The sequence below is a fragment of the Pseudomonas sp. DWP3-1-3b3 genome (genome assembly GCF_049896305.1).
GTDB classification, from domain to species: Bacteria; Pseudomonadota; Gammaproteobacteria; order Pseudomonadales; family Pseudomonadaceae; genus Aquipseudomonas; species Aquipseudomonas azotoformans_A.
Genome location: NZ_JAFCUA010000002.1, coordinates 165,832 through 186,347, shown reverse-complemented (window position 1 = coordinate 186,347; position 20,516 = coordinate 165,832). Strand labels below are relative to the sequence as shown.

At 60.9% G+C, this 20,516-nt stretch carries 20 protein-coding genes; 11 read left to right on the top strand and 9 right to left on the bottom strand.

The genetic code is table 11. The features are described 5' to 3' along the window. The first annotated feature begins 124 nt into the window (after positions 1–124). Positions 125–574, top strand: coding sequence for a c-type cytochrome (locus ACP7BX_RS07195; protein WP_016977746.1), 450 nt, complete (start codon positions 125–127; stop codon positions 572–574). A gap of 6 nt (positions 575–580) precedes the next feature. Here the strand turns inward: ACP7BX_RS07195 and ACP7BX_RS07190 are convergent, their stop codons facing one another. The 5 genes from ACP7BX_RS07190 to ACP7BX_RS07170 form a co-directional block, all read right to left on the bottom strand. Continuing rightward, on the bottom strand, positions 581–973 hold the full coding sequence (locus ACP7BX_RS07190; RefSeq protein ID WP_033897111.1) for a DUF1090 domain-containing protein: 393 nt from the start codon (positions 971–973) through the stop codon (positions 581–583). 39 nt (positions 974–1,012) lie between these two features. Next, positions 1,013–2,674 (bottom strand): NAD-dependent DNA ligase LigB, encoded by a 1,662-nt coding sequence (ligB, locus tag ACP7BX_RS07185; protein WP_426127337.1) that lies wholly within the window; start codon positions 2,672–2,674, stop codon positions 1,013–1,015. A gap of 98 nt (positions 2,675–2,772) precedes the next feature. Then, complete coding sequence (locus ACP7BX_RS07180) at positions 2,773–3,123, bottom strand: DUF1090 family protein (protein ID WP_033897113.1); 351 nt, start codon at positions 3,121–3,123, stop codon at positions 2,773–2,775. 222 nt (positions 3,124–3,345) lie between these two features. Next, positions 3,346–4,536 (bottom strand): methionine adenosyltransferase, encoded by a 1,191-nt coding sequence (gene metK / locus ACP7BX_RS07175; protein WP_028618258.1) that lies wholly within the window; start codon positions 4,534–4,536, stop codon positions 3,346–3,348. Positions 4,537–4,554: 18 nt separating this feature from the next. Next, a complete protein-coding gene (locus tag ACP7BX_RS07170) occupies positions 4,555–5,550 on the bottom strand; it encodes an ArsR/SmtB family transcription factor (RefSeq protein WP_426127339.1) in 996 nt (331 codons plus the stop codon). A gap of 259 nt (positions 5,551–5,809) precedes the next feature. Between ACP7BX_RS07170 and tkt the strand changes: the two genes are divergently transcribed. The 6 genes from tkt to fba all read left to right on the top strand — a co-directional run bounded on the left by tkt (position 5,810) and on the right by fba (position 12,014). Continuing rightward, positions 5,810–7,807: a transketolase gene (gene tkt, locus ACP7BX_RS07165; RefSeq protein ID WP_426127341.1), complete on the top strand. Its 1,998-nt coding sequence runs from the start codon at positions 5,810–5,812 to the stop codon at positions 7,805–7,807. A gap of 141 nt (positions 7,808–7,948) precedes the next feature. Beyond that, positions 7,949–9,004 carry an erythrose-4-phosphate dehydrogenase gene (epd, locus tag ACP7BX_RS07160; RefSeq protein WP_426127343.1) on the top strand — a complete coding sequence of 352 codons (1,056 nt, stop codon included), beginning with the start codon at positions 7,949–7,951 and terminating at the stop codon, positions 9,002–9,004. Positions 9,005–9,021: 17 nt separating this feature from the next. Then, a complete protein-coding gene (locus ACP7BX_RS07155) occupies positions 9,022–10,185 on the top strand; it encodes a phosphoglycerate kinase (protein ID WP_426127345.1) in 1,164 nt (387 codons plus the stop codon). A gap of 29 nt (positions 10,186–10,214) precedes the next feature. Next, the gene (locus tag ACP7BX_RS07150) at positions 10,215–10,442 is read left to right on the top strand and encodes a hypothetical protein (RefSeq protein WP_177110271.1); all 228 of its coding nucleotides are present in this window, start codon (positions 10,215–10,217) and stop codon (positions 10,440–10,442) included. A gap of 47 nt (positions 10,443–10,489) precedes the next feature. Continuing rightward, complete coding sequence (locus ACP7BX_RS07145; protein ID WP_033897117.1) at positions 10,490–10,825, top strand: MliC family protein; 336 nt, start codon at positions 10,490–10,492, stop codon at positions 10,823–10,825. A 124-nt stretch (positions 10,826–10,949) separates the two neighbouring features. Beyond that, complete coding sequence (gene fba, locus ACP7BX_RS07140) at positions 10,950–12,014, top strand: class II fructose-bisphosphate aldolase (RefSeq protein ID WP_003177554.1); 1,065 nt, start codon at positions 10,950–10,952, stop codon at positions 12,012–12,014. 60 nt (positions 12,015–12,074) lie between these two features. Here fba and ACP7BX_RS07135 read toward each other — a convergent pair whose 3' ends face one another. Continuing rightward, positions 12,075–12,368 carry a fructose-bisphosphate aldolase gene (locus ACP7BX_RS07135; RefSeq protein ID WP_426127347.1) on the bottom strand — a complete coding sequence of 98 codons (294 nt, stop codon included), beginning with the start codon at positions 12,366–12,368 and terminating at the stop codon, positions 12,075–12,077. Between the two features lie 468 nt (positions 12,369–12,836). After that, positions 12,837–13,502, bottom strand: a complete 666-nt coding sequence (locus ACP7BX_RS07130) for a polysaccharide lyase family 7 protein (RefSeq protein WP_133075429.1) — start codon at positions 13,500–13,502, stop codon at positions 12,837–12,839. 311 nt (positions 13,503–13,813) lie between these two features. Between ACP7BX_RS07130 and ACP7BX_RS07125 the strand changes: the two genes are divergently transcribed. The 3 genes from ACP7BX_RS07125 to ACP7BX_RS07115 are packed head-to-tail and all read left to right on the top strand — an operon-like array spanning position 13,814 to position 16,777. Continuing rightward, positions 13,814–15,919: a putative bifunctional diguanylate cyclase/phosphodiesterase gene (locus tag ACP7BX_RS07125; RefSeq protein WP_426127349.1), complete on the top strand. Its 2,106-nt coding sequence runs from the start codon at positions 13,814–13,816 to the stop codon at positions 15,917–15,919. A gap of 41 nt (positions 15,920–15,960) precedes the next feature. Next, complete coding sequence (locus ACP7BX_RS07120; protein ID WP_010207148.1) at positions 15,961–16,461, top strand: M48 metallopeptidase family protein; 501 nt, start codon at positions 15,961–15,963, stop codon at positions 16,459–16,461. A 19-nt stretch (positions 16,462–16,480) separates the two neighbouring features. After that, on the top strand, positions 16,481–16,777 hold the full coding sequence (locus ACP7BX_RS07115) for a winged helix-turn-helix domain-containing protein (RefSeq protein ID WP_033898013.1): 297 nt from the start codon (positions 16,481–16,483) through the stop codon (positions 16,775–16,777). Here ACP7BX_RS07115 and ACP7BX_RS07110 read toward each other — a convergent pair. Further along, on the bottom strand, positions 16,774–17,226 hold the full coding sequence (locus tag ACP7BX_RS07110) for a GNAT family N-acetyltransferase (protein WP_033898014.1): 453 nt from the start codon (positions 17,224–17,226) through the stop codon (positions 16,774–16,776). The genes ACP7BX_RS07115 and ACP7BX_RS07110 overlap by 4 nt on opposite strands. A 201-nt stretch (positions 17,227–17,427) precedes the next feature. Here ACP7BX_RS07110 and ACP7BX_RS07105 point away from each other — a divergent pair, with 201 nt between their 5' ends. After that, entirely contained in the window at positions 17,428–18,165 is a 738-nt protein-coding gene (locus ACP7BX_RS07105) for a substrate-binding periplasmic protein (RefSeq protein ID WP_314534715.1), read from the top strand. 110 nt (positions 18,166–18,275) lie between these two features. Here the strand turns inward: ACP7BX_RS07105 and yccS are convergent, their stop codons facing one another. Next, complete coding sequence (gene yccS / locus ACP7BX_RS07100) at positions 18,276–20,459, bottom strand: YccS family putative transporter (protein ID WP_033898017.1); 2,184 nt, start codon at positions 20,457–20,459, stop codon at positions 18,276–18,278. Positions 20,460–20,516 lie beyond the last annotated feature (57 nt).

The following is a 20,516-nucleotide window of genomic DNA, read 5'->3' as shown; positions in this document are numbered from 1 at the left end:
CCATTCCTGAAGCGATTGCCCACGCGGTAGTGCAATTGGGCAACCCTTATTATTAATAGGGCTATTGGTCTTTACGGGCGGGGCGAGGATACTGGCCGCCGTTTCCCGTGACCTCGAAGCCACCATGACTTTTAAAAGACTGACCGTTGTATTGCTGGCCTGCCTGACACTGTCCGCCTGTGGCGGCGTGGATCCCAATTCTCCGCTGGGCCAGCGCAAGGCGATCTTCAAGCAGATGCTCAAGACCGGCGAAGACCTGGGCGGCATGCTGCGCGGGCGCATCCCCTTCGACGGCGCTAAATTTGCCGAAGGCGCTGTCAAGCTGGATGCGTTGTCCCATGAGCCGTGGAAGCATTTCCCGAGCGTGCGCGAGGAAGATCACACCAGCGCCAAGGACGATGTCTGGCAGAAACAGGCGCAATTCCAGCAACTGGCCCGTGACCTTGAAGCGGCCACCGGTGAATTGGTGACCATCAGCCAAGTGCAGCCTTACAAGGCCAGCAACCTAGGGCCGGCGGTGCAGAAAGTCGAAGATGCCTGCAGCGCCTGCCATAAACAGTTCCGGGACCACTGACCGGTTTTACTGGTCGAGTTCTTCCACGGCGTCCTGCAGTTCTTTGCGGGACTCGGCGAGTTTGTCTTTGCGTTTGTTGATCTTGTCCGCATCGCCTTTTTTCATGGCCTTGTCGAGGTCGGCCTGACGGCGGCTGACTTCATGCTTGGCATCAAGCACCTTGTTTTCGCGCTCCTTCTTCAAGGATGCGTCGGTGCAGTTGGCGGTGACTTCGCTCAGGGCTTTTTCCAGACCCGCTTGTTGCGCACTGTTGCCGGCGGCCTTGGCCTGTTCGATCTGGGTGCTGATGGCTTGGCGCTTGGCGGCGCAGCCGGTGAGCTGTGGTGCTTGTTCGGCGGCCAGCAACGGTGTGGCCATGAAGCTTGCAACGGTCAGGGCAACGGGGGCTAGAAATTTCATGTGGGGCTCCAAGGTCGCAATCTGGTGGTCGGCTTGGGTTCAGAACCCGTCGATGCCGGCCACGCGTAATGTGTCTGCCAAGGCCTGTACTTGCGGGTCGCGGAAAAAAGCGCTCAGTTGCGCCGCGCGGCCCGGGCCGATGCCATCGATGGCCAGCCAGGCCTGGGTGTCTCTGGCGACCAGCGTCTGCCAGTCGCCTTCCAGGTTGTTGCGTGCCGCAGGCGGTACGCCCAAGGCTTTGAGCCATTGAGCAAAGGGTCGTTGCCGCGCGCTGTGGAGACTTTCGACCACGCGTGCGCGGCTGCGATCACCGAAGCCCTCAATGTTAGCAAGCTCTGCCGCATCCAGGGTTAACCAATCGAGAAAGCCTGCGATTAGACCGGCCTGGATCAATACGTTCCAGGTTTCGCGACCTATATGGGGTAGCGCAAGGCCTTGATTGCTGCTCAGCCAGGTGAGGCGTGCGAGTAACTGCTCTTCGCAGCCGGGGTCCAGTTGCCAGCAGCTCAAGGCATGGAAGTCCCGTGGGTCAGGCACTTTCAGGTCTGCCCTGTGGGTGTTTCGCAAGATGACTTCGTCCAGCCGCGGGATCACCTGGCCCGCCAGGCTGATGGATATCTGGTCGCCAGGGCGGATATCCAGCGCTTGCCAACGTTTCAATGAGCCGGCGCTCACCCGGCTGATCTGTCGGTCATCCAGTTGCACCGGTTCCAGCTCCAGCATGGGGGTTATGCGTCCGGTGCGGCCGATCTTGAATTGCACGTTGCGCACCAGTGCCAGGGCCTTGCCTGCCGGGTACTTCCAGGCCGCCGCCCAGTAGGGCTCGCTGGCTTGCCAGCGTTCGGCGGGTGCGCGCTGAGCTTGGTGCACCACCACCCCATCGCTGGCGAATGGCAGTGGGTGGTTGTACCAATAGGCGCGCCAGTGCGTGGCTTCGGCGATGTCACGGATGGGGTGGCTGAAGCGACGACTGTCGGTGAAACCCCAGCGTGCCAGTGTGGCCAGGCGCTCGGTAAAGGAAGCTGGCCCCTTTGGCCACGCCCAGACAAACAGGCCAATGCCGCTGGCATCGGTGTCGCTCAGTTGCAGGCGGTTCATTAGGCCGGCCACTTTGCTGCGGGCATTAAGCCCGCCGTTTGCCGATTGCACATGGTCGTCGAGCCGCCAATAGAGTTCACCTTGCAGCACCAGGTCGATGGGTTCCGGCAACTGTTGGACGATGCCAGGGATCTTGCGTGCGGAGGCGGACCAGTCGTGGCCCATGATGCCGTCGCCCCGGCTGATGACTTGTCGCAGGCGACCTTGTTGATAGATCAGGGTCACCGCCACGCCGTCCACTTTGGGCTGAATCCAGACATCTTCGCGTGTTCGCAGCCAGGCGCCGACGGCCTGTTCATCCTGCAGTTTCTCAAGGCCCGTATGGGCAATGGGATGAGGCAGGGTGCCGCGTGAACTCGCCAGTGGCTTGTCGGGTTTCGTGATGGGTTCGGGGAAGCATTGGCGCCAGTGGGCCAGGCGCTGGCGTGCCTGGTCATAGAGTTCATCGCTGACGGGGGATTGGTTGAGGCGATGGTAGCTGTCGTCCCAGAGGCGTATCTGCTCGGCCAGGGTGTTGACCTGTGCCCGGGCGGCGTCTGGGCACTCTTCGGCCCACCCACTAAGAGGTAAAAGGCTGAGTACAAGCGCTATCAGTAAAGGCATCGTGAGCATCCGTGCTCGGAAAGGGCGCCCAGCCTAAATGATCCTCTCAGCCACAAAAAAGCCCCGACGCTGCGGGGCTTTTTACTGGGTGTTTCTATTTACTTGAACAGGCCGCCCAGGGCTTTCACGGCGTCGGGCTTATCGGCCTTGGCCTCCTGTGTTTGCTGCTTGGCGTCGGCTTTGGCCTGGGCTTCAGAAAGTTTGTCACAACCTTTGTTGATCTGGTCCTGGGCGGCTTTGAAGGCCTTTACTTTCAAGGTGTCTTTCTGGGCTTCGGCAGCATCGATCTTGGTTTGCAGATCGGCGGCTTGTTTCTGGCAGTCGCCGGAGTTGCCGCCACCCAGTTGGGCGCTCAGGGCGCCGCTCAGTGCGCTCAGGTCCGCGGCGTTAACCGGCAGGGCGAACAGGCTGAGCAGCAGGGCGGCAGGGGCGAGCGTGGAAATGCGCATGAAAAACCTCAATGTTCGATTGCCTGCGCGCTGATGAATCCCGGGCTGGCGCAGGGCAATATCCAAATAAGGTGAAGGGCCCGAGAGGGCGCGGATTCTAAGGGGCCATCATTGGGCCTGCAAGCTTTGGATCCAAAAACTGTGAAGGTCGTCGCGCCATTCGGGCGGCAATAAAAAGCCCCACCGGGTGAACCCGGCAGGGCTTTTGTGTACCGAGAGCGATTACAGGCCGGCGGCGGTCCGCAGGTCGTTGGCGCGGTCGGTCTTTTCCCAGGTAAAAGTGGTGAAGGTATCGTCGCCGACGGTCTTCTGCGCAGGGGTACGACCGAAGTGGCCGTAGGCTGCGGTTTCCTGGTACATCGGGTGCAGCAGGTCGAGCATGGTGGTGATTGCGTACGGGCGCAGGTCGAAGATCTCACGCACCAGCTTCACGATTTTGTCATCGCTGATCTTGCCGGTGCCGAAGGTATTCAGCGAGATCGACGTAGGCTGGGCCACACCAATGGCGTAGGACACCTGGATCTCGCAACGCTCGGCCAGGCCGGCAGCGACGATATTCTTGGCCACGTAACGACCGGCGTAGGCCGCCGAACGGTCAACCTTGGATGGATCCTTACCGGAGAACGCGCCACCGCCGTGACGGGCCATGCCGCCGTAGCTGTCGACGATGATCTTGCGACCGGTCAGGCCACAGTCGCCCACTGGGCCGCCGATGATGAACTGGCCAGTCGGGTTGATGTGGAACTGAGTGTCTTTGCTCAGCAGCTCGGCCGGCAGCACGTGTTTGACGATCAGCTCCATCACGCCTTCGCGCAGGTCGGCGTAGGACACGTCCGGGTTGTGCTGGGTCGACAGTACGACAGCGTCGATACCGACAACTTTGCCGCCTTCGTAGCGGCAGGTCACCTGGGACTTGGCGTCTGGGCGCAGCCACGGCAGCAAGCCGGATTTACGCGCTTCGGCCTGACGCTGCACCAGCTGGTGCGAGAAGGTGATCGGTGCCGGCATCAGCACGTCGGTTTCGTTGCTGGCATAGCCAAACATCAGGCCCTGGTCGCCGGCGCCCTGATCTTCAGGCTTGGCACGGTCGACACCCTGGTTGATGTCCGGGGATTGCTTGCCGATGATGTTCATCACGCCGCAGGTCGCGCCGTCGAAGCCGACGTCGGAGCTGGTGTAGCCGATGTCGGTGATCACGTCACGAACGATCTGCTCCAGGTCAACCCAGGCGGTGGTGGTCACTTCGCCAGCGATGATCGCTACACCGGTTTTCACCAGGGTCTCGCACGCCACACGGGCGAACTTGTCTTCAGCAATGATGGCGTCCAGCACCGCGTCGGAAATCTGGTCGGCGATTTTGTCCGGATGCCCTTCAGACACGGACTCGGAGGTGAAAAGGGAGTATTCGCTCATCTCGATGTTTTCCTGATTTTACCGATGGTGAGTGTCGCCAGCCGGCCGCTGAAAATGGCGGACCTGGATCTGGAAACCATTACGTAAACCTACATAGAGGCTTTCCCCGGGAACGAGTCCCGCAGCGGTGGCCCAACGGGCCAGATCATCCTGTTCAAAACCCAACCAGAGATCACCGCAGGCCTCCCTGGCCCAATTCTGGTTGTGGCTGCATAAATCCGTAACCAACAGGCTACCGCCGGGGTGCAGCAGCCCGGCCATTTGCTTGAGGGCGTCGGCAGGGGCGGCGAAATGGTGCAAGACCATGTTCAGCACCACGCAGTCGGCCTTTAACGTTGTGTTGTTCAGTGCGTCCGCCAACTGCAGGCTGACATTGCCCAGCGACTCGCGCTCGCAGAGCTGGCGCGCCAGTTCGAGCATCGCCGGGCTGTTGTCCAGCGCGGTGACTTGCTGAAAGCGCCGCGCCAGTTCCGGCAGGAAACCGCCGTCGCCAGGGCCGACTTCCAGTGCTGTGGCCTCTTCACTGAAGCTCAGCTTGTCGAGCAGCGCCAATACGCTGTCGCGGTATTGGGCAAGGCCGGCAATCAGGTCTTGCTGCGCGCGAAACTTCTCGGCAACCCGTGCGAAAAAATCCTGGCTGGCGGCGGCGCGTTGCCCATGCACCTGGCCGATGCGTGACTGTACGTCGCCCGGCAGGCTCAGGTTATCCACTTCTTCAAGCAGGGCTGCGTGCAGTTTGCCGCCCAGCAGTTCGGTATGGGGCAGGGCGCGGCGGTAGAAAATCGCATTGCCTTCACGGCGGGTCGCCACCAGGTCGGCCTGGGCCAGCACCTTCAAGTGGTGGCTCATGCCGGATTGGCCGATGGCAAATATCTGCGCCAGTTCCAGTACGCCGAAGGAATCGTTGGCCAGCGCGCGCAACACGTTTAAACGCAACGGATCGCCAGCGGCCTTGCACAAGGCTGCCAGTTCATCGCCGTCGTCGGGGCGCAGTGAGGGCATGGGTAGATTCATAAGGCCAGCAGTCTAGTGACGGGGGGAATGCATCGCAAGGGCAATATCAAAAAGTTTTGATATTGATCGATAAGTGGTGGTTATAAGCCGCCGCTATAACCTTTAGACGAACCGGTTAAAGGTTTCTGCAAGGGATTGATGCCCAAAGCACAGGAAAAACGTCCTCAAGTGACTATCTGTCATTGCCCGCAGGCGGTGGCTGAGGGAAAATGCCGGTCCTTTTTTCCGTTTCTTTTCAGCAAACCCCAGGAGATCAGCGATGCCCAGCCGTCGTGAGCGTGCCAACGCCATTCGTGCCCTCAGCATGGATGCCGTGCAAAAAGCCAACAGCGGCCATCCCGGTGCCCCGATGGGCATGGCGGATATCGCCGAGGTGCTTTGGCGTGACTACCTGAAACACAACCCGAGCAACCCGTCGTTTGCCGACCGTGACCGCTTCGTCCTGTCCAACGGCCACGGCTCGATGCTGATCTACTCGCTGCTGCACCTGACCGGCTACGACGTCACCATCGATGACCTGAAAAGCTTTCGTCAACTGCACAGCCGCACCCCGGGTCACCCGGAATTCGGCTACACCCCAGGCGTCGAGACCACCACCGGTCCCCTGGGCCAAGGCCTGGCCAACGCCGTTGGCTTCGCGCTGGCTGAGAAAGTCCTGGGCGCGCAGTTCAACCGCACTGGCCACAACATCGTCGATCACCACACCTACGTGTTCCTGGGTGATGGCTGCATGATGGAAGGCATTTCCCACGAAGTCGCTTCCCTGGCCGGCACCCTGGGCCTGGGCAAGCTGATCGCGTTCTACGATGACAACGGCATCTCCATCGACGGCGAAGTCGAAGGCTGGTTCACCGATGACACCCCGAAGCGTTTCGAAGCCTACAACTGGCAGGTGATCCGCAACGTCGACGGCCACGATCCGGAAGAGATCAAGACCGCCATCGACACCGCCCGCAAGAGCGCGCAGCCAACCCTGATCTGCTGCAAAACCACCATCGGTTTCGGTTCGCCGAACAAGCAGGGCAAAGAAGACTGCCACGGCGCCCCACTGGGTGACGCGGAAATCGCCCTGACCCGCGAAGCGCTGAAGTGGAACCACGGCCCGTTCGAAATCCCGGCCGACATCTATGCCGAATGGGATGCCAAGGAAAAAGGCCTGGCCACCGAAGCCGAGTGGGACCAGCGTTTCGCGGCCTACTCCGCCGAGTTCCCTGAGTTGGCCAACGAGCTGGTACGCCGCCTCGCCGGTGACCTGCCTGCCGATTTCTCGGAAAAAGCCTCTGCCTACATTGCCGAAGTCGCAGCCAAGGGCGAGACCATCGCCAGCCGTAAAGCCAGCCAGAACACCCTGAACGCCTTTGGCCCGCTACTGCCTGAGATCCTCGGCGGTTCGGCCGACCTGGCCGGTTCCAACCTGACCCTGTGGAAAGGCTGCAAAGGTGTGTCGGCTGAAGACGCCAGCGGCAACTACATGTACTACGGCGTACGTGAGTTCGGCATGAGCGCCATCATGAACGGCGTGTCCCTGCACGGTGGCCTGGTGCCTTACGGCGCGACCTTCCTGATGTTCATGGAATACGCCCGCAACGCCGTACGCATGGCTGCGCTGATGAAGAAGCGCGTGATCCATGTGTACACCCACGACTCCATCGGCCTGGGTGAAGACGGCCCGACGCACCAGCCGGTCGAGCAATTGACCAGCCTGCGCACCACGCCGAACCTGGATTGCTGGCGCCCAGCCGACGCGGTGGAATCCGCCGTGGCCTGGAAACACGCCATCGAGCGTAACGACGGCCCTTCGGCGCTGATCTTCTCGCGTCAGAACCTGCAGCACCAAGTACGCACCGATGCGCAGATCGCCGACATCAGCCGTGGCGGCTACGTGCTCAAGGACTGCATCGGCGAGCCGGAGCTGATCCTGATCTCCACCGGTTCCGAAGTGGGCCTGACCGTTCAGGCGTACGACAAGCTGACTGCCCAAGGCCGCAACGTACGTGTGGTGTCCATGCCGTGCACCAGCGTGTTCGAAGCCCAGGACGCCGGCTACAAGCAATCGGTGCTGCCGTTGCAGGTCAGTGCGCGTATCGCCATCGAAGCGGCTCACGCCGACTACTGGTACAAGTACGTAGGCCTGGAAGGCCGCGTGATCGGCATGACCACCTACGGTGAGTCGGCGCCGGCGCCAGCGTTGTTCGAAGAATTCGGTTTCACCCTGGAAAACATCCTGGGTCAGGCTGAAGAGCTGCTGGAAGACTAAGGCTGTAAATTGGGGTGGTTGTACTGACGCCTTCGCGAGCAAGCCCGCTCCCACATTAGATCGCGGTCTAAATGTGGGAGCGGGCTTGCTCGCGAAAGCGGTCTGACAGCCACCCCGTTACCCAAGGTAATCGAGAACCCCATGCCTCAACCGCGTCCCTACAAAGTTGCACTCAACGGCTACGGCCGCATTGGTCGTTGCGTCTTGCGTGCTCTGTTCGAGCGAGGGGCGGCGGCCGGGTTTGAAATTGTTGCGATCAACGATCTGGCCGACATGGCCAGCATCGAATACCTGACACGCTTTGACTCCACCCACGGCCGCTTCCCTGGCGAAGTGCGGGTCGAAGGCGATTGTCTGCACATTAATGGCAACTGCGTGCAGGTCCTGCGCAGTGCCACCCCCGAAGGCATCGACTGGAAAGCACTGGGCGTCGACCTGGTGCTGGAATGCTCCGGTGTCTATCACACCCGTGCCGATGGCCAGCGTTTCCTCGACGCCGGTGCACCGCGTGTGCTGTTTTCCCAGCCGATGGCCAGCGAGGCGGATGTCGACGCCACCATCGTCTTCGGCATCAACCAGGATTGCCTGACCGGCGACGAGCTGCTGGTGTCCAACGCTTCCTGCACCACCAACTGCAGCGTGCCGCTGTTGCGTCTGCTGGATCAGGCGATTGGCCTGGACTACGTGTCGATCACCACGATTCACTCGGCGATGAACGACCAGCCGGTCATCGACGCCTATCACCACGAAGACCTGCGCCGTACGCGTTCGGCGTTCCAGTCAGTGATTCCGGTGTCCACCGGCCTGGCGCGCGGCATCGAGCGACTGCTGCCGGAACTTGCCGGGCGAATCCAGGCCAAAGCCGTACGGGTGCCGACGGTGAACGTGTCCTGTTTGGACATCACCATGCAGACCGTCAGCGACACTGATGCGACGGAGGTCAACCGGATCCTGCGCGACGCCGCCACCATCGGCCCGCTCAAGGGCCTTTTGGCCTACACCGAATTGCCCCACGCCAGTTGTGATTTCAACCACGACCCGCATTCGGCGATTGTCGATGCCAGTCAGACCCGCGTTTCCGGCCCAAGGCTGGTGAACATCCTGGCCTGGTTCGACAACGAATGGGGCTTTGCCAACCGCATGCTGGATGTTGCGGAACATTATCTGCACATCGCCTCTAAACAACCTCAACAGTAATTCAGGAACTGCGACCCATGACCGTGTTGAAGATGACCGACCTCGATCTGCAAGGTAAGCGCGTACTGATCCGCGAAGACCTCAACGTCCCAGTCAAGGACGGTGTTGTCACCAGCGATGCGCGAATCCTGGCCTCGCTGCCGACCATCAAGCTGGCCCTGGAAAAAGGTGCGGCCGTGATGGTCTGCTCCCACCTGGGTCGTCCGACCGAAGGTGAGTTCTCCGCCGAAAACAGCCTCAAGCCTGTTGCCGATTACCTCAGCAAAGCCCTGGGCCGTGACGTGCCGCTGGTGGCTGACTACCTGGGTGGCGTTGACGTTAAAGCCGGCGACATCGTGCTGTTTGAAAACGTGCGCTTCAACAAGGGCGAGAAAAAGAACAGCGACGAACTGGCCCAGCAATATGCGGCGCTGTGCGACGTGTTCGTGATGGACGCGTTCGGCACCGCTCACCGCGCCGAAGGCTCGACCCACGGCGTGGCCAAGTTCGCCAAGGTCGCCGCCGCTGGCCCGCTGCTGGCTGCTGAACTGGACGCACTGGGCAAGGCGCTGGGCGCTCCGGCTCAGCCAATGGCTGCCATCGTGGCCGGCTCCAAGGTGTCCACCAAGCTGGACGTGCTCAACAGCCTGAGCCAGATCTGCAACCAGCTGATCGTTGGCGGCGGCATCGCCAACACCTTCCTGGCCGCCGCCGGTCACCCGGTGGGCAAGTCCCTGTACGAACCGGACCTGTTGGACACTGCCCGCGCCATCGCCGGCAAAGTCAGCGTGCCATTGCCGGTCGACGTGGTGGTCGCCAAGGAATTTGCCGAAAGCGCCGAAGCCACCGTCAAGCTGATCGCTGATGTGGCCGCCGACGACATGATCCTGGATATCGGCCCGCAAACCGCAGCCAACTTCGCCGAACTGCTGAAAGCTTCGCAGACCATCCTGTGGAACGGTCCGGTCGGTGTGTTCGAGTTCGATCAATTCGGCAACGGCACCAAAGTGCTGGCCAAGGCCATCGCTGAAAGCTCGGCATTCTCGATTGCTGGCGGTGGCGACACCCTGGCGGCCATCGATAAATATGGCGTTGCTGACCAAATCTCCTACATTTCTACCGGTGGCGGCGCGTTCCTCGAATTCGTCGAAGGCAAAGTACTGCCAGCCGTTGAAGTGCTGGAAACCCGAGCCAAAGGCTGAGGCTCGTGATCCGGAAAAGGAGTGTTCCCATGATCAAGTCGTTGGCAATGGTGATCGCAGCGGGCCTGTTGGCCGGCTGCGGCAGCACGCCAAACGCAGAGCCGGACGCTGGCAAGCCTGGGGCGCAGCAGAAAAAGAGCTGCTACCAGGCGGACTGGCAAGCCGAGACCATGCCGGTGATCAACAAGCGCATCGGCAACGAACGGCTGGAGAAATACGACGCCGCGCCCAACGGTCAGGAACAGGGTTGCCCTTGACGGGTCTGATCAACTGGCGGCCATCGGTCGCCTTACGAGGATTGGCAATGAAAGGCGTTTTCGCCCTGGCAGCCCTGGCCCTGTTGGCCGGCTGCAGCAGCATGAACATGTTCAGCAACAAGGCAGAAACTGCCGACAAGTGGACCACTTGGACCTGCGACAGCAAGGCCGAGGTCAACTGGCGCTTTGCCAATGCGGCTAAATCTGAGGTGGATTTGCGCCTCGGCGGTTCCGATCAGGTCTACCGCCTTAAACAGGACGTGGCCGCCTCGGGCGTGTTGTATGCCAACGACCAATTGGCGTTTCACACAAAAGGTGAGGAAGGCCTGGTTTACTGGGTCGCCACCGATGATTTGATCGGGCGCGGCTGCAAAGCGCAGTAAGCCTGACAGCAATAACGATTCAGCAGGCCAGGCATGCAAACCCTGACCGGCAATAACTTGAATAGCAGCCGCCGCTACGGCAGGCTTGCACGATTAACGACCCTCGACCGGGAGAGACAACACAATGGCACTTATCAGCATGCGTCAAATGCTGGACCACGCAGCCGAGTTCGGCTACGGCGTCCCAGCCTTTAACGTCAACAACCTTGAGCAGATGCGCGCCATCATGGAAGCCGCTGACAAGACCGACTCCCCCGTGATCGTCCAGGCTTCGGCCGGTGCGCGCAAATACGCCGGTGCCCCGTTCCTGCGTCACCTGATCCTCGCCGCAATCGAAGAATTCCCGCACATCCCGGTGTGCATGCACCAGGACCACGGCACCAGCCCTGACGTGTGCCAGCGCTCCATCCAACTGGGCTTCAGCTCGGTGATGATGGACGGCTCCCTCGGCGAAGACGGCAAAACGCCAACCGACTACGAGTACAACGTCCGCGTCACCCAACAAACCGTGGCCATGGCCCACGCCTGCGGCGTGTCGGTTGAAGGCGAGCTGGGCTGCCTGGGTTCCCTGGAAACCGGCATGGCCGGCGAAGAAGACGGCATCGGCGCCGAAGGCGTGCTGGATCACAGCCAGATGCTGACCGACCCGGAAGAAGCCGCGGACTTCGTCAAGAAGACCCAGGTCGACGCCCTGGCCATCGCCATCGGCACCAGCCACGGCGCCTACAAGTTCACCAAGCCGCCTACCGGCGACGTGTTGGCCATCGACCGCATCAAGGAAATCCACAAACGCATCCCCAACACCCACCTGGTGATGCACGGTTCTTCCTCGGTGCCGCAAGAGTGGCTGGCGATCATCAACCAGTACGGCGGCGACATCAAAGAAACCTACGGCGTACCGGTTGAAGAAATCGTTGAAGGCATCAAGTACGGCGTGCGCAAGGTCAACATCGACACTGACCTGCGCCTGGCATCCACCGGTGCGATGCGTCGCCTGATGGCCACCAACCCGAGCGAGTTCGACCCACGTAAGTTCTTCGGCGCTACCGTGACGGCCATGCGTGACGTGTGTATCGCGCGCTACGAGGCCTTCGGCACTGCCGGCAATGCTTCGAAGATCAAGCCGATCTCGTTGGAAGCGATGTACCAGCGTTATTTGAAAGGTGAGTTGAACGCTAAGGTGAACTAAGCCTTAGTCGTTTAAAAAGAAGCCCGCAGTGATGCGGGCTTCTTTTTGCCTTAAATTTGATCAGGCGGCATTGGGCTTATCAAAACCACGATGTTCGATCACGCGGAACACATCACTGACGTCCTGCACCAGAATGCGCGCCGTGTTCGCCACGTTGTTCAGGTCGCGCTCGGCAAAGTCCGGCAGGCTGGTGCAGGCCATCAGATTGAGGTGCTCGAGGGCGGCGTTGAGGCGTTCGCGCAGGCAGGCGTGGAGGTCCAGCAATGGGGCGTCGCTGTCGATCAGTAGGACGGGGTTGTCGGTAGCGTTTTCGGTGCAGGGGTAGAAACGGCGGGGCGGACACTGTTGCGTCATGGCAAATACTCCTCGTATCTAAAAGGACTACCGCCGTTCGCTGCGAAACGAATGGGTGGTAGCTGTGTGCGGGTTCGCAGACCGAGGATACGAGGAACCCGGCAGACCCGAAGATCTCCCACACACAGCCACCATAAAACAGACGACGGGCGCCGAAGCGCTCATCGTTGTATTCATGATGCTTGGTTACACACGTATCGTTAGGGCTGCGAAACCCTATCGCCGTTCAATGTCGGCGACGGGGCGAACTATAAGCGTGGCCCTGGCTCACCGCAACGGCCCTGTAGGACGCCGTACCCCTGTGGGAGCCGGGCTTGCCCGCGATGGCGGTGGGCCAGTCACAGAATCTGTTGCCTGATACACCGCCATCGCGGGCAAGCCCGGCTCCCACAGGGATCGTTGGCGTGTTCAAAAAGGTGATTGATCTCTGGCTCATTCGGATAAGGCCTACACGGTAGTGAGCGATGCTCAGTCGTGATCAATATCCAACTTCGCAAACGTCACCCGCGCGCCTTCCTTGCTGTCCCCGCTGTTGTCTTGCACATACGCCCCCGCCTTGAAATACAGAGGCTTCGCCCCCCACGCCGCACCAATGCGCTCATTCCACTCCCCATCCGCCGCATACACACTGAGCAGCCCGGCTTTGTTGAGGTTGATCACGTAGGTGAAGCTCTTTTCCAGCGGCACATTTGACGCCACGATGATCACTCGCCCTTCACCATCATCCGGGCGCATGCGCACCTTGGCGACGATGTTGCCGGTCTGGGTTTTTTCCTTGAATTGATACTCCAGTTTGATCAGTGGCTTCTGGCTGTCATAGGCATGAATCTGCCCAATCACGATCTTGCCGCTGGACGGCACCTGATTGACCTCTAACGTGGCGCGCAGAAAGTTGTCCGCATCCGGGTAGGTCCAGTTACGCAGGCGCCCATCGGCAAAGGTCTCACGCAGTTCACTGCGCGGGTACACAGCGTTTTCGGTGCGGGTGCCGGTCACGGGGGTCCAGAATTGCACGCTGCTGCCTTCGGCCTGGAAGTATTGGTCGTTGAAGCCGCTCATCAGTCTGGGGGTTTCGATGGTCGCGGGCGGGGAGCCGACCGGGATGCTGAGGTTCCAAGTGGATAGGTCGATCATGGCGTAGGCCTTTTTACAGAGGGGTGTAGGCTAAGGCCCTTGGGCCAGACAGGTTCTTTATAGGTGGTGTTAACCGTCTTGTTAAACGTTTGCTGGCAATTTATTGGCGTCAAGGAAGTGTCAAAAAGCCATGTTTCCCATGATCCGTGGGCTCCAGGCATTGACCGTTAGTCGGCTTCCTGAAAATTGGCGCAATGATGGCACTGCCATTACTTCTGATTTTCCGGAACCGGGGCTAGAGTGAGGCCTCAGTGTTTGTCCGGGTTTTCTCCCAGAATTGACCGGAGTGGCTCCCAAGGAAGAGACGTAGCATGGAATGCGCTCCACACCACGGCGATGGTCGTTCGGTTCTTCTGGTGGTCGATGACTATCCGGAAAACCTGCTCAGCATGCGCGCGCTCTTGCAGCGCGAGGACTGGCAGGTCATCACCGCAGCGTCTGGCCTGGAAGCCCTGGAGCTGTTGCTGCAGCATGATGTCGACCTGGTGCTGCTGGACGTGAAGATGCCCGGCATGGACGGCTTCGAAGTGGCTCGCCTGATGCGCGGCAGCCAGCGCACGCGGATGACGCCGATCATCTTCCTCAGCGCCAACGCGCAATCCCCCGCCGCCGTGCTGGAAGGCTACGCCAGCGGCGCCATCGATTACCTGTTCAAACCCTTCGACCCGCATATTCTCAAGCCCAAGGTCCAGGCATTGCTGGAGCACCAGCGCAATCGCCGGGCCTTGCAGCGCCTGAGTCATGACCTGGAGTCCGCCCGCGCGTTCAATGCGTCGGTGCTGGACAACGCCGCCGAGGGCATTCTGGTGGTGGGCGAGGGCAGTGTGATCGAGTACGCCAACCCGGCTATTTCGCGGCTTCTGAATGCCACCATGACGGAGTTGCAGGGTGAGAGCTTTCTGAGTTTCCTGCAAAAACCTCACGTGCCGGCCTGGCTGGGGTTCGCGATGTTCGAGGCGTACCGCAAAGGCGAAACGTGGCGCCAGCACGATGCTATTTTACGCACCGGCCGTGGTCAGCAGGTGCCGGTGGCGCTGTCCTGCGCGCCGTTGCCTGCCGAGCAGAAGGCCATGGTGGTGACGGTGCTGGACATGTCCGAAGTGCGCCATTTGCACCAGCAACTGGAGTTCCAGGCGGTAACCGACCCGCTGACCGGGCTGTTGAACCGGCGTGGTTTCCATCAGGCAGCAGAGAGCACATTGTTGCGCAGCGAGCGGAGTGAGCACTCTTTGGTGCTGCTGTACCTGGACCTGGATGGTTTCAAGCGGGTCAATGACTCGTTGGGGCATGACGTCGGCGACCGGGTGTTGCGCTGGGTGTCGGAGCAGATGCAGGCCTGCTTGCGGTCCGGCGATATGCTCGGGCGCATGGGCGGGGATGAATTCACGGCGTTGCTGGAGCTGGAGTTTCCGGAGCAAGCCGCGAAGATTGCGGAAAAACTGATCGAACGCGTGTCGGTGTGCCAGCAAATCGACGGCCTGGATGTGATGCTCGGCGTCAGCATCGGCATCGCCACGTTCCCGGATTGTGGTTCGGACTTGAATGGCCTGCTACGCGCCGCAGACATTGCCATGTACGAAGCCAAGCGTGCGGGCCGTCAGCAGTATCGCTATTACGACCAGGAAATGAACGGCCGCGCCCGCTCGCGGCTGATGCTGGAAGACAGTGTACGCACGGCGATCCAGAACAAGGATTTCACCTTGGTCTATCAGCCTCAAGTCTCTCTGGAGGACGGGCGCCTGCGTGGCGTCGAAGCGCTGTTGCGCTGGCAGCATCCGAGTGTTGGCGATGTGCCGCCGGGGCTGTTTCTGCCGTTGCTGGAGGAGGCGCGGTTAATCAGCCAGCTCAGCACCTGGATTTATCAACAGGTCGCCGCGCAACGCCAGGCCTGGAAAACCACGTTTGATGATGAATTGGTGCTGAGCGTGAGCCTGAGCAGCAACCAGTTCAATATGCCCAACCTGGCCAGCCAACTGGAGCAGGTACTGGAGCGACATGGGTTGCAGGGGCGGCAGTTGGAGGTGGAAATCAGTGAAGACTGCCTGATGAGTAACCTCGAAGAGTCGACCAAGCAGCTCAAGTTGTTGCGCCAGATCGGCGTGCGCACCGCGCTGGATGACTTTGGCTTGGGCAATTGCTCCCTGGCGCATCTGCGCGACCTGGCGTTCGATACGCTCAAGCTCGACCCGCAATTGGTCGCGCGCCTGCCGGGTTCCGCGCGGGACGCGGTGATGGCGCGCAGCATCATCGAGCTGTGCGGGCATTTTGAGGTTGTGGTGGTTGCGGAGGGCGTCGAAACCCAGGAGCAAGCCCAATGGCTCAAGGCCAACGGTTGCCCGTTTATCCAAGGCCCGTTGGCGGCGCAACCGTTGATGGCCGAGGAAGTGACCGACTGGTGCCGCGCTCGCCTGGGCTGAATTCGTTACACTGGCGGCCATCCGAACCTGTTGCAGACCCCATGACCGCGCTGAAATACCTCCAGGCCTATCCCGCCGCCCTCCAGGAACAAGTGCGCCAGCTGATCGCCAAGGACCAGTTGGGTGCCTACCTGGAGCAACGTTACCCCGAACGCCACGCCGTGCAGAGCGACAAGGCCCTTTACGCCTACGCCCTGGCCTTGAAGCAGGAGCACTTGCGCAACGCGCCGGCCATCGACAAGGTGTTGTTCGATAACCGCCTGGACCTGACCCACCGCGCCCTCGGCCTGCACACCACGATTTCGCGGGTGCAGGGCGGCAACCTCAAGTCGAAGAAAGAGATTCGCATTGCCGCGCTGTTCAAGGAGGCCGCGCCGGAGTTTCTGCGCATGATCGTGGTCCACGAACTGGCGCACTTCAAGGAATCGGACCACAACAAAGCGTTCTACAAACTCTGTGAGTACATGATGCCGGGCTACCATCAGGTGGAATTCGACCTGCGCGTCTACCTCACGTACCGCGACCTGCAGGGCAAACCCTGACCGCACAAGGCGACCGACCATGGATGTGAGCAAGACCAAGAGCAGCTTTTACCGCCGCCTGTACGTGGCCTACTTGATCGACAGCGGCCAGGCCAGCAGCGTCCCAGCATTGACCGACGCCACCGGCATGCCCCGGCGCACGGCGCAGGACACGATTGCGGCGTTGGCCGATTTGGACATTGTGTGTGAATTCGAGCAGGAGGACGGTGCCCGCAACCATGCCGGGCACTATCGGATTCGCAGCTGGGGGGCGATCGATCGGCGCTGGATCGAGGCGAACCTCGGGCAGATCAAGCAGGTGCTGGGTTACCCCTAGTCCTTTCTCATGCCAATGTGCGGAATATCATCTTCCAGGTATTCCTCACCGGCGACGACAAACCCATAACGCCCGTAGTAGCCCTGCAAATGCGCCTGGGCTGACAGGAAAATCGGTGTTTGTGGCCAGATATCCTCAATCCGCTTGAGTGTTTCTTCCATCATCCGATGCCCCAGCCCGGTGCCACGCGCTACCGGCGCCACAATCACGCGGCCGATTACCACGTCACCACCTTGGGTTTCTGGGTCCAGCAGGCGCAGGTAGGCCACCAACTGGTCATCCTGCCAGGCCATCAAATGGTGGGTGTCGCCCGACAGATCCTGCCCGTCGAGGTCCTGGTAAACGCATTTCTGCTCGACAACGAAGACCTCGTTGCGCAGGCGCAGGATGGCGTAAAGCTGCTCCTTGCCCAGGTCATCGTGGTGCTTGCAAACCCATTCAACGGTCATGGCGTGTTCTCTTATAGATGTCTGCTGCGGATAGTAAGCGCGGCAGCCGATTGTGTCTAAATCGACTATTTTTGTGAGTGAAATCAATTTGCCATCATTGAGTGCGTTCGGCGCCGGTTTCTTTGTGTAATCTGAGCTACTGTTAGAACCTCAGGCCCCACCTGAGCTCAGGATAACGCCTGCCTGCCAAGGACTTTGAGCATGCCGCGATTCTCTCGTGCCGTTGCTTTGATTGGAGTGTTGTTGCTGGCCCAGCCGGCCTTCGCACAGCGTCTGCGCCTGGTAGCGGATGCCTGGCCGCCGTTTACTGACGCCACTTTGATCAATGGCGGGCTGGCCACCGATATTGTCAGCACCGCCCTGGCCCGCGCGGGTTATGCCAGTGATTTCGAACAGGTGCCCTGGGCCCGGGCATTGATGGGGGTGGGCGACGGGCGTTATGACGTGTTGGTGAACGCCTGGTACGACGATGCGCGCACGCACCTGGGGCAGTTTTCCGGCGAATACCTGCTCAACCGCGTGCGTTTCATCAAGCGGCGTGACGATCCCATTGCATTCCAGAACCTTGAGCAACTGCACGACTACCCCATCGCCGTGGTGCGCGGGTATGCCTATTCGGCGGCGTTTGATGGCGATGCGCAGTTGCAGAAAGTGCCGGTGCATAACTTCGCCATGGCGGTGCGCATGCTTGCGGCGCAGCGGGTGCGGCTGACCGTGGAGGATGAATATGTGGCGCGTTATTACTTGTCCCGCGAGTCGGCGCGGGTGCGCAATGCGGTGGAGTTTTTACCCAAGCCCTTGAGTGAAAACAGCCTGCATATCTTGGTGAGCTTGAAGAACCCCGAGCATGAACAGATCGTCGCCAGCTTTGATCGGGAGATTGCCAAGATGAAGGCGGATGGCAGTTATGCGCGGTTGATGAAGCAGCATGGGATGTAGTGGGTGCCTCTTGTGGTGAGCGGGCTTGCCCCGCGTTGGAGTGCGAAGCGCTCCCAAGATTTTTGGGGCCGCTGCGCAGCCCAACGCGGGGCAAGCCCGCTCACCACAGGTCAAGCCGCGCTGGTGTCTTTGATCAGGTGCGCCGCCAGCGTGCGCAACGGCCCCAACTGCCGACAGATCAGCGCCAACTGCGTCTGCACCAATCGCTGCCCTTCATCAATCTCATCCGGCATCTGCTCTAAATCTGCTGCCAACGCCTCCTCGGCGTCGCTCTGGATCGCAATCGGCTGCTTGTTCGCAAGCCCCGTGGCGATCTCATCAATACTCGCCGCCAAGGTATTCCCGGCGCCATCGATCAGATGCTCGCGCACCTCCGCTGGCAATTGGGTTTCGCGGTGCGCGCCGAGGCCTGACAAGTAACTGAGCAAGGTGTGGGACAACACCAGGAAGCGGAAGCCCACGTCCGCCTCCTTACGAAAGTGCCCCGGCTCCATCAGCATGTTCGCCAGGGTGGTCGACAGCGCTGCATCCGCGTTGTGCGCATTGCGTCGCGCCAGGCGGTAAGCCAGGTCATCGCTTTTGCCGGCGGCGTATTGCTGCATGATCTGGCGCAAATAGATGCTGTTGCAGGTCAGGGTGTTGGCCAGCACTTTGTTCAGGCGCCGGCCTTGCCAGTCCGGAAGGAACAGGAACACCGCCAGGCCCGCAATCAAGCTGCCCAGCAAGGTATCGAACAGACGCGGCAGGAATAGCCCGTAGCCGTCACCCACCTGGTTGAAGCAGAACAGCACCATCAACGTAATCGCGGCGGTGGCCAGGGTGTAGCGGGTGGTGCGGTTGATAAAGAACACCAGGCCGGCGGCGATGGCGAACATCGACTGCACCAGGGGGCTTGGGAACAGGTCGAACAGCGCCCAGGCCACGGTAAGGCCGATGGCAGTGCCGATGATCCGCTGGCCGAGCTTGCGCCGTGTGGCGCCGTAGTTGGGCTGGCACACGAACAGCGTGGTCAGGATGATCCAGTAGCCTTGGGAGGCGTGAATCGCATGCAACATGCCGTAGCCCACGGTCAGCGCCAGGGACAGGCGCAACGCGTGACGGAACAGCAGTGATGTGGGCGTCATCTGCGTGCGCAGGCGCGTCCACATTTCCTTGAGGTTGCGCGGGGCGCGGTCCAGCAGGTTGCTGTCGGTGGCGTCGGCCAGGCTGTCGGGGTTGCTGGCATCGCCCAGCAGGCGGTCCAGCGTTGACAGGTTGGCCGCCAGCGCGCGCAACGAGCGCAGCAGGCCGCGCCAGGCTGGGTTGCTCTGAATGCGCAGGTGTTCCAGGGAGGCGTTCAAATCGCCCAGGGCTTCGGCGAAGCTGTCGTCATAGATGAACGGCTGGCGCAGCTGGATCGACTCGGCCAGGGTCTGGCAGGCCTTGCCCTGTTGACGCAGCAGGCGTTGGCAGCGGAACAGCACGTCACTGTGAAAGAAGGCTTCGGCCAGGGCGTTGTAAGGGTAGTGGGACGAACTGGCGCGTTCGTGGATGTCCTGGGCCAGGAAGTACAGCTTCAGGTAGCGGCTGACTTTCGAGCCAGGGCGGCCATTGCCCACGCGGTGCAGGATGATTTCCTTCGCCGCATTCAGCGCGGCAACCACCCGCCCATTTTGCTGGGCCAGTTCCAGGCGACGCGCTTCCACATCCAGCTGGCGAATCGGCTCGAACAACGACGATTTGAGCTTGAGGTAGCGCCCCAGCTCGCGAAACAACCGCGCCAGGCTTTGCTGCACCGGCTGGTTGGAAAACAACGCTTGCCACAGCACCGACAACGCGCCGTACCAGGCGGCACCGGCCACCAGCAGCAGCGGCTCGTGCCAGAAATCCGAGACGGCACCACCGCGCTGGTCCACGCCGATCATGGTGTACACCGACAGGATCAGCGTCGCGGAGGCAATCGCCCCATAACGTTCGCCCAAGGCGCCGAGCATGGTCAGGCAGAAGGTGGCCAGGGCCAGGGAGATCGCGAAGACCCAGGGATAAGGGAACAGCAGCTCCACCGACAGCGCGGCGATGCTGAAACACACCAGCGTCACCGCCAGGGCGTTTAGACGGCCTTGCCAACTGTCATCGGTCTCGGCCAGGGCGCTGGCGATAATCCCCAGGAACAACGGGATCAGCAGCGTCATTTCATCCTGATACCAGCACAGCGCCATGCTGCCGGTGAGGGCGATGAACACCCGAATGCTGTAGCTGAATTTATCCAGCGCCCACAGGCGCCGCATGGACTGCTTGAACGAGGTCGATGACATGAAGTCTGGAGTCTTCCGGGACGATGCCGCTAAATTGAGCTATCAAGGACGCCACGG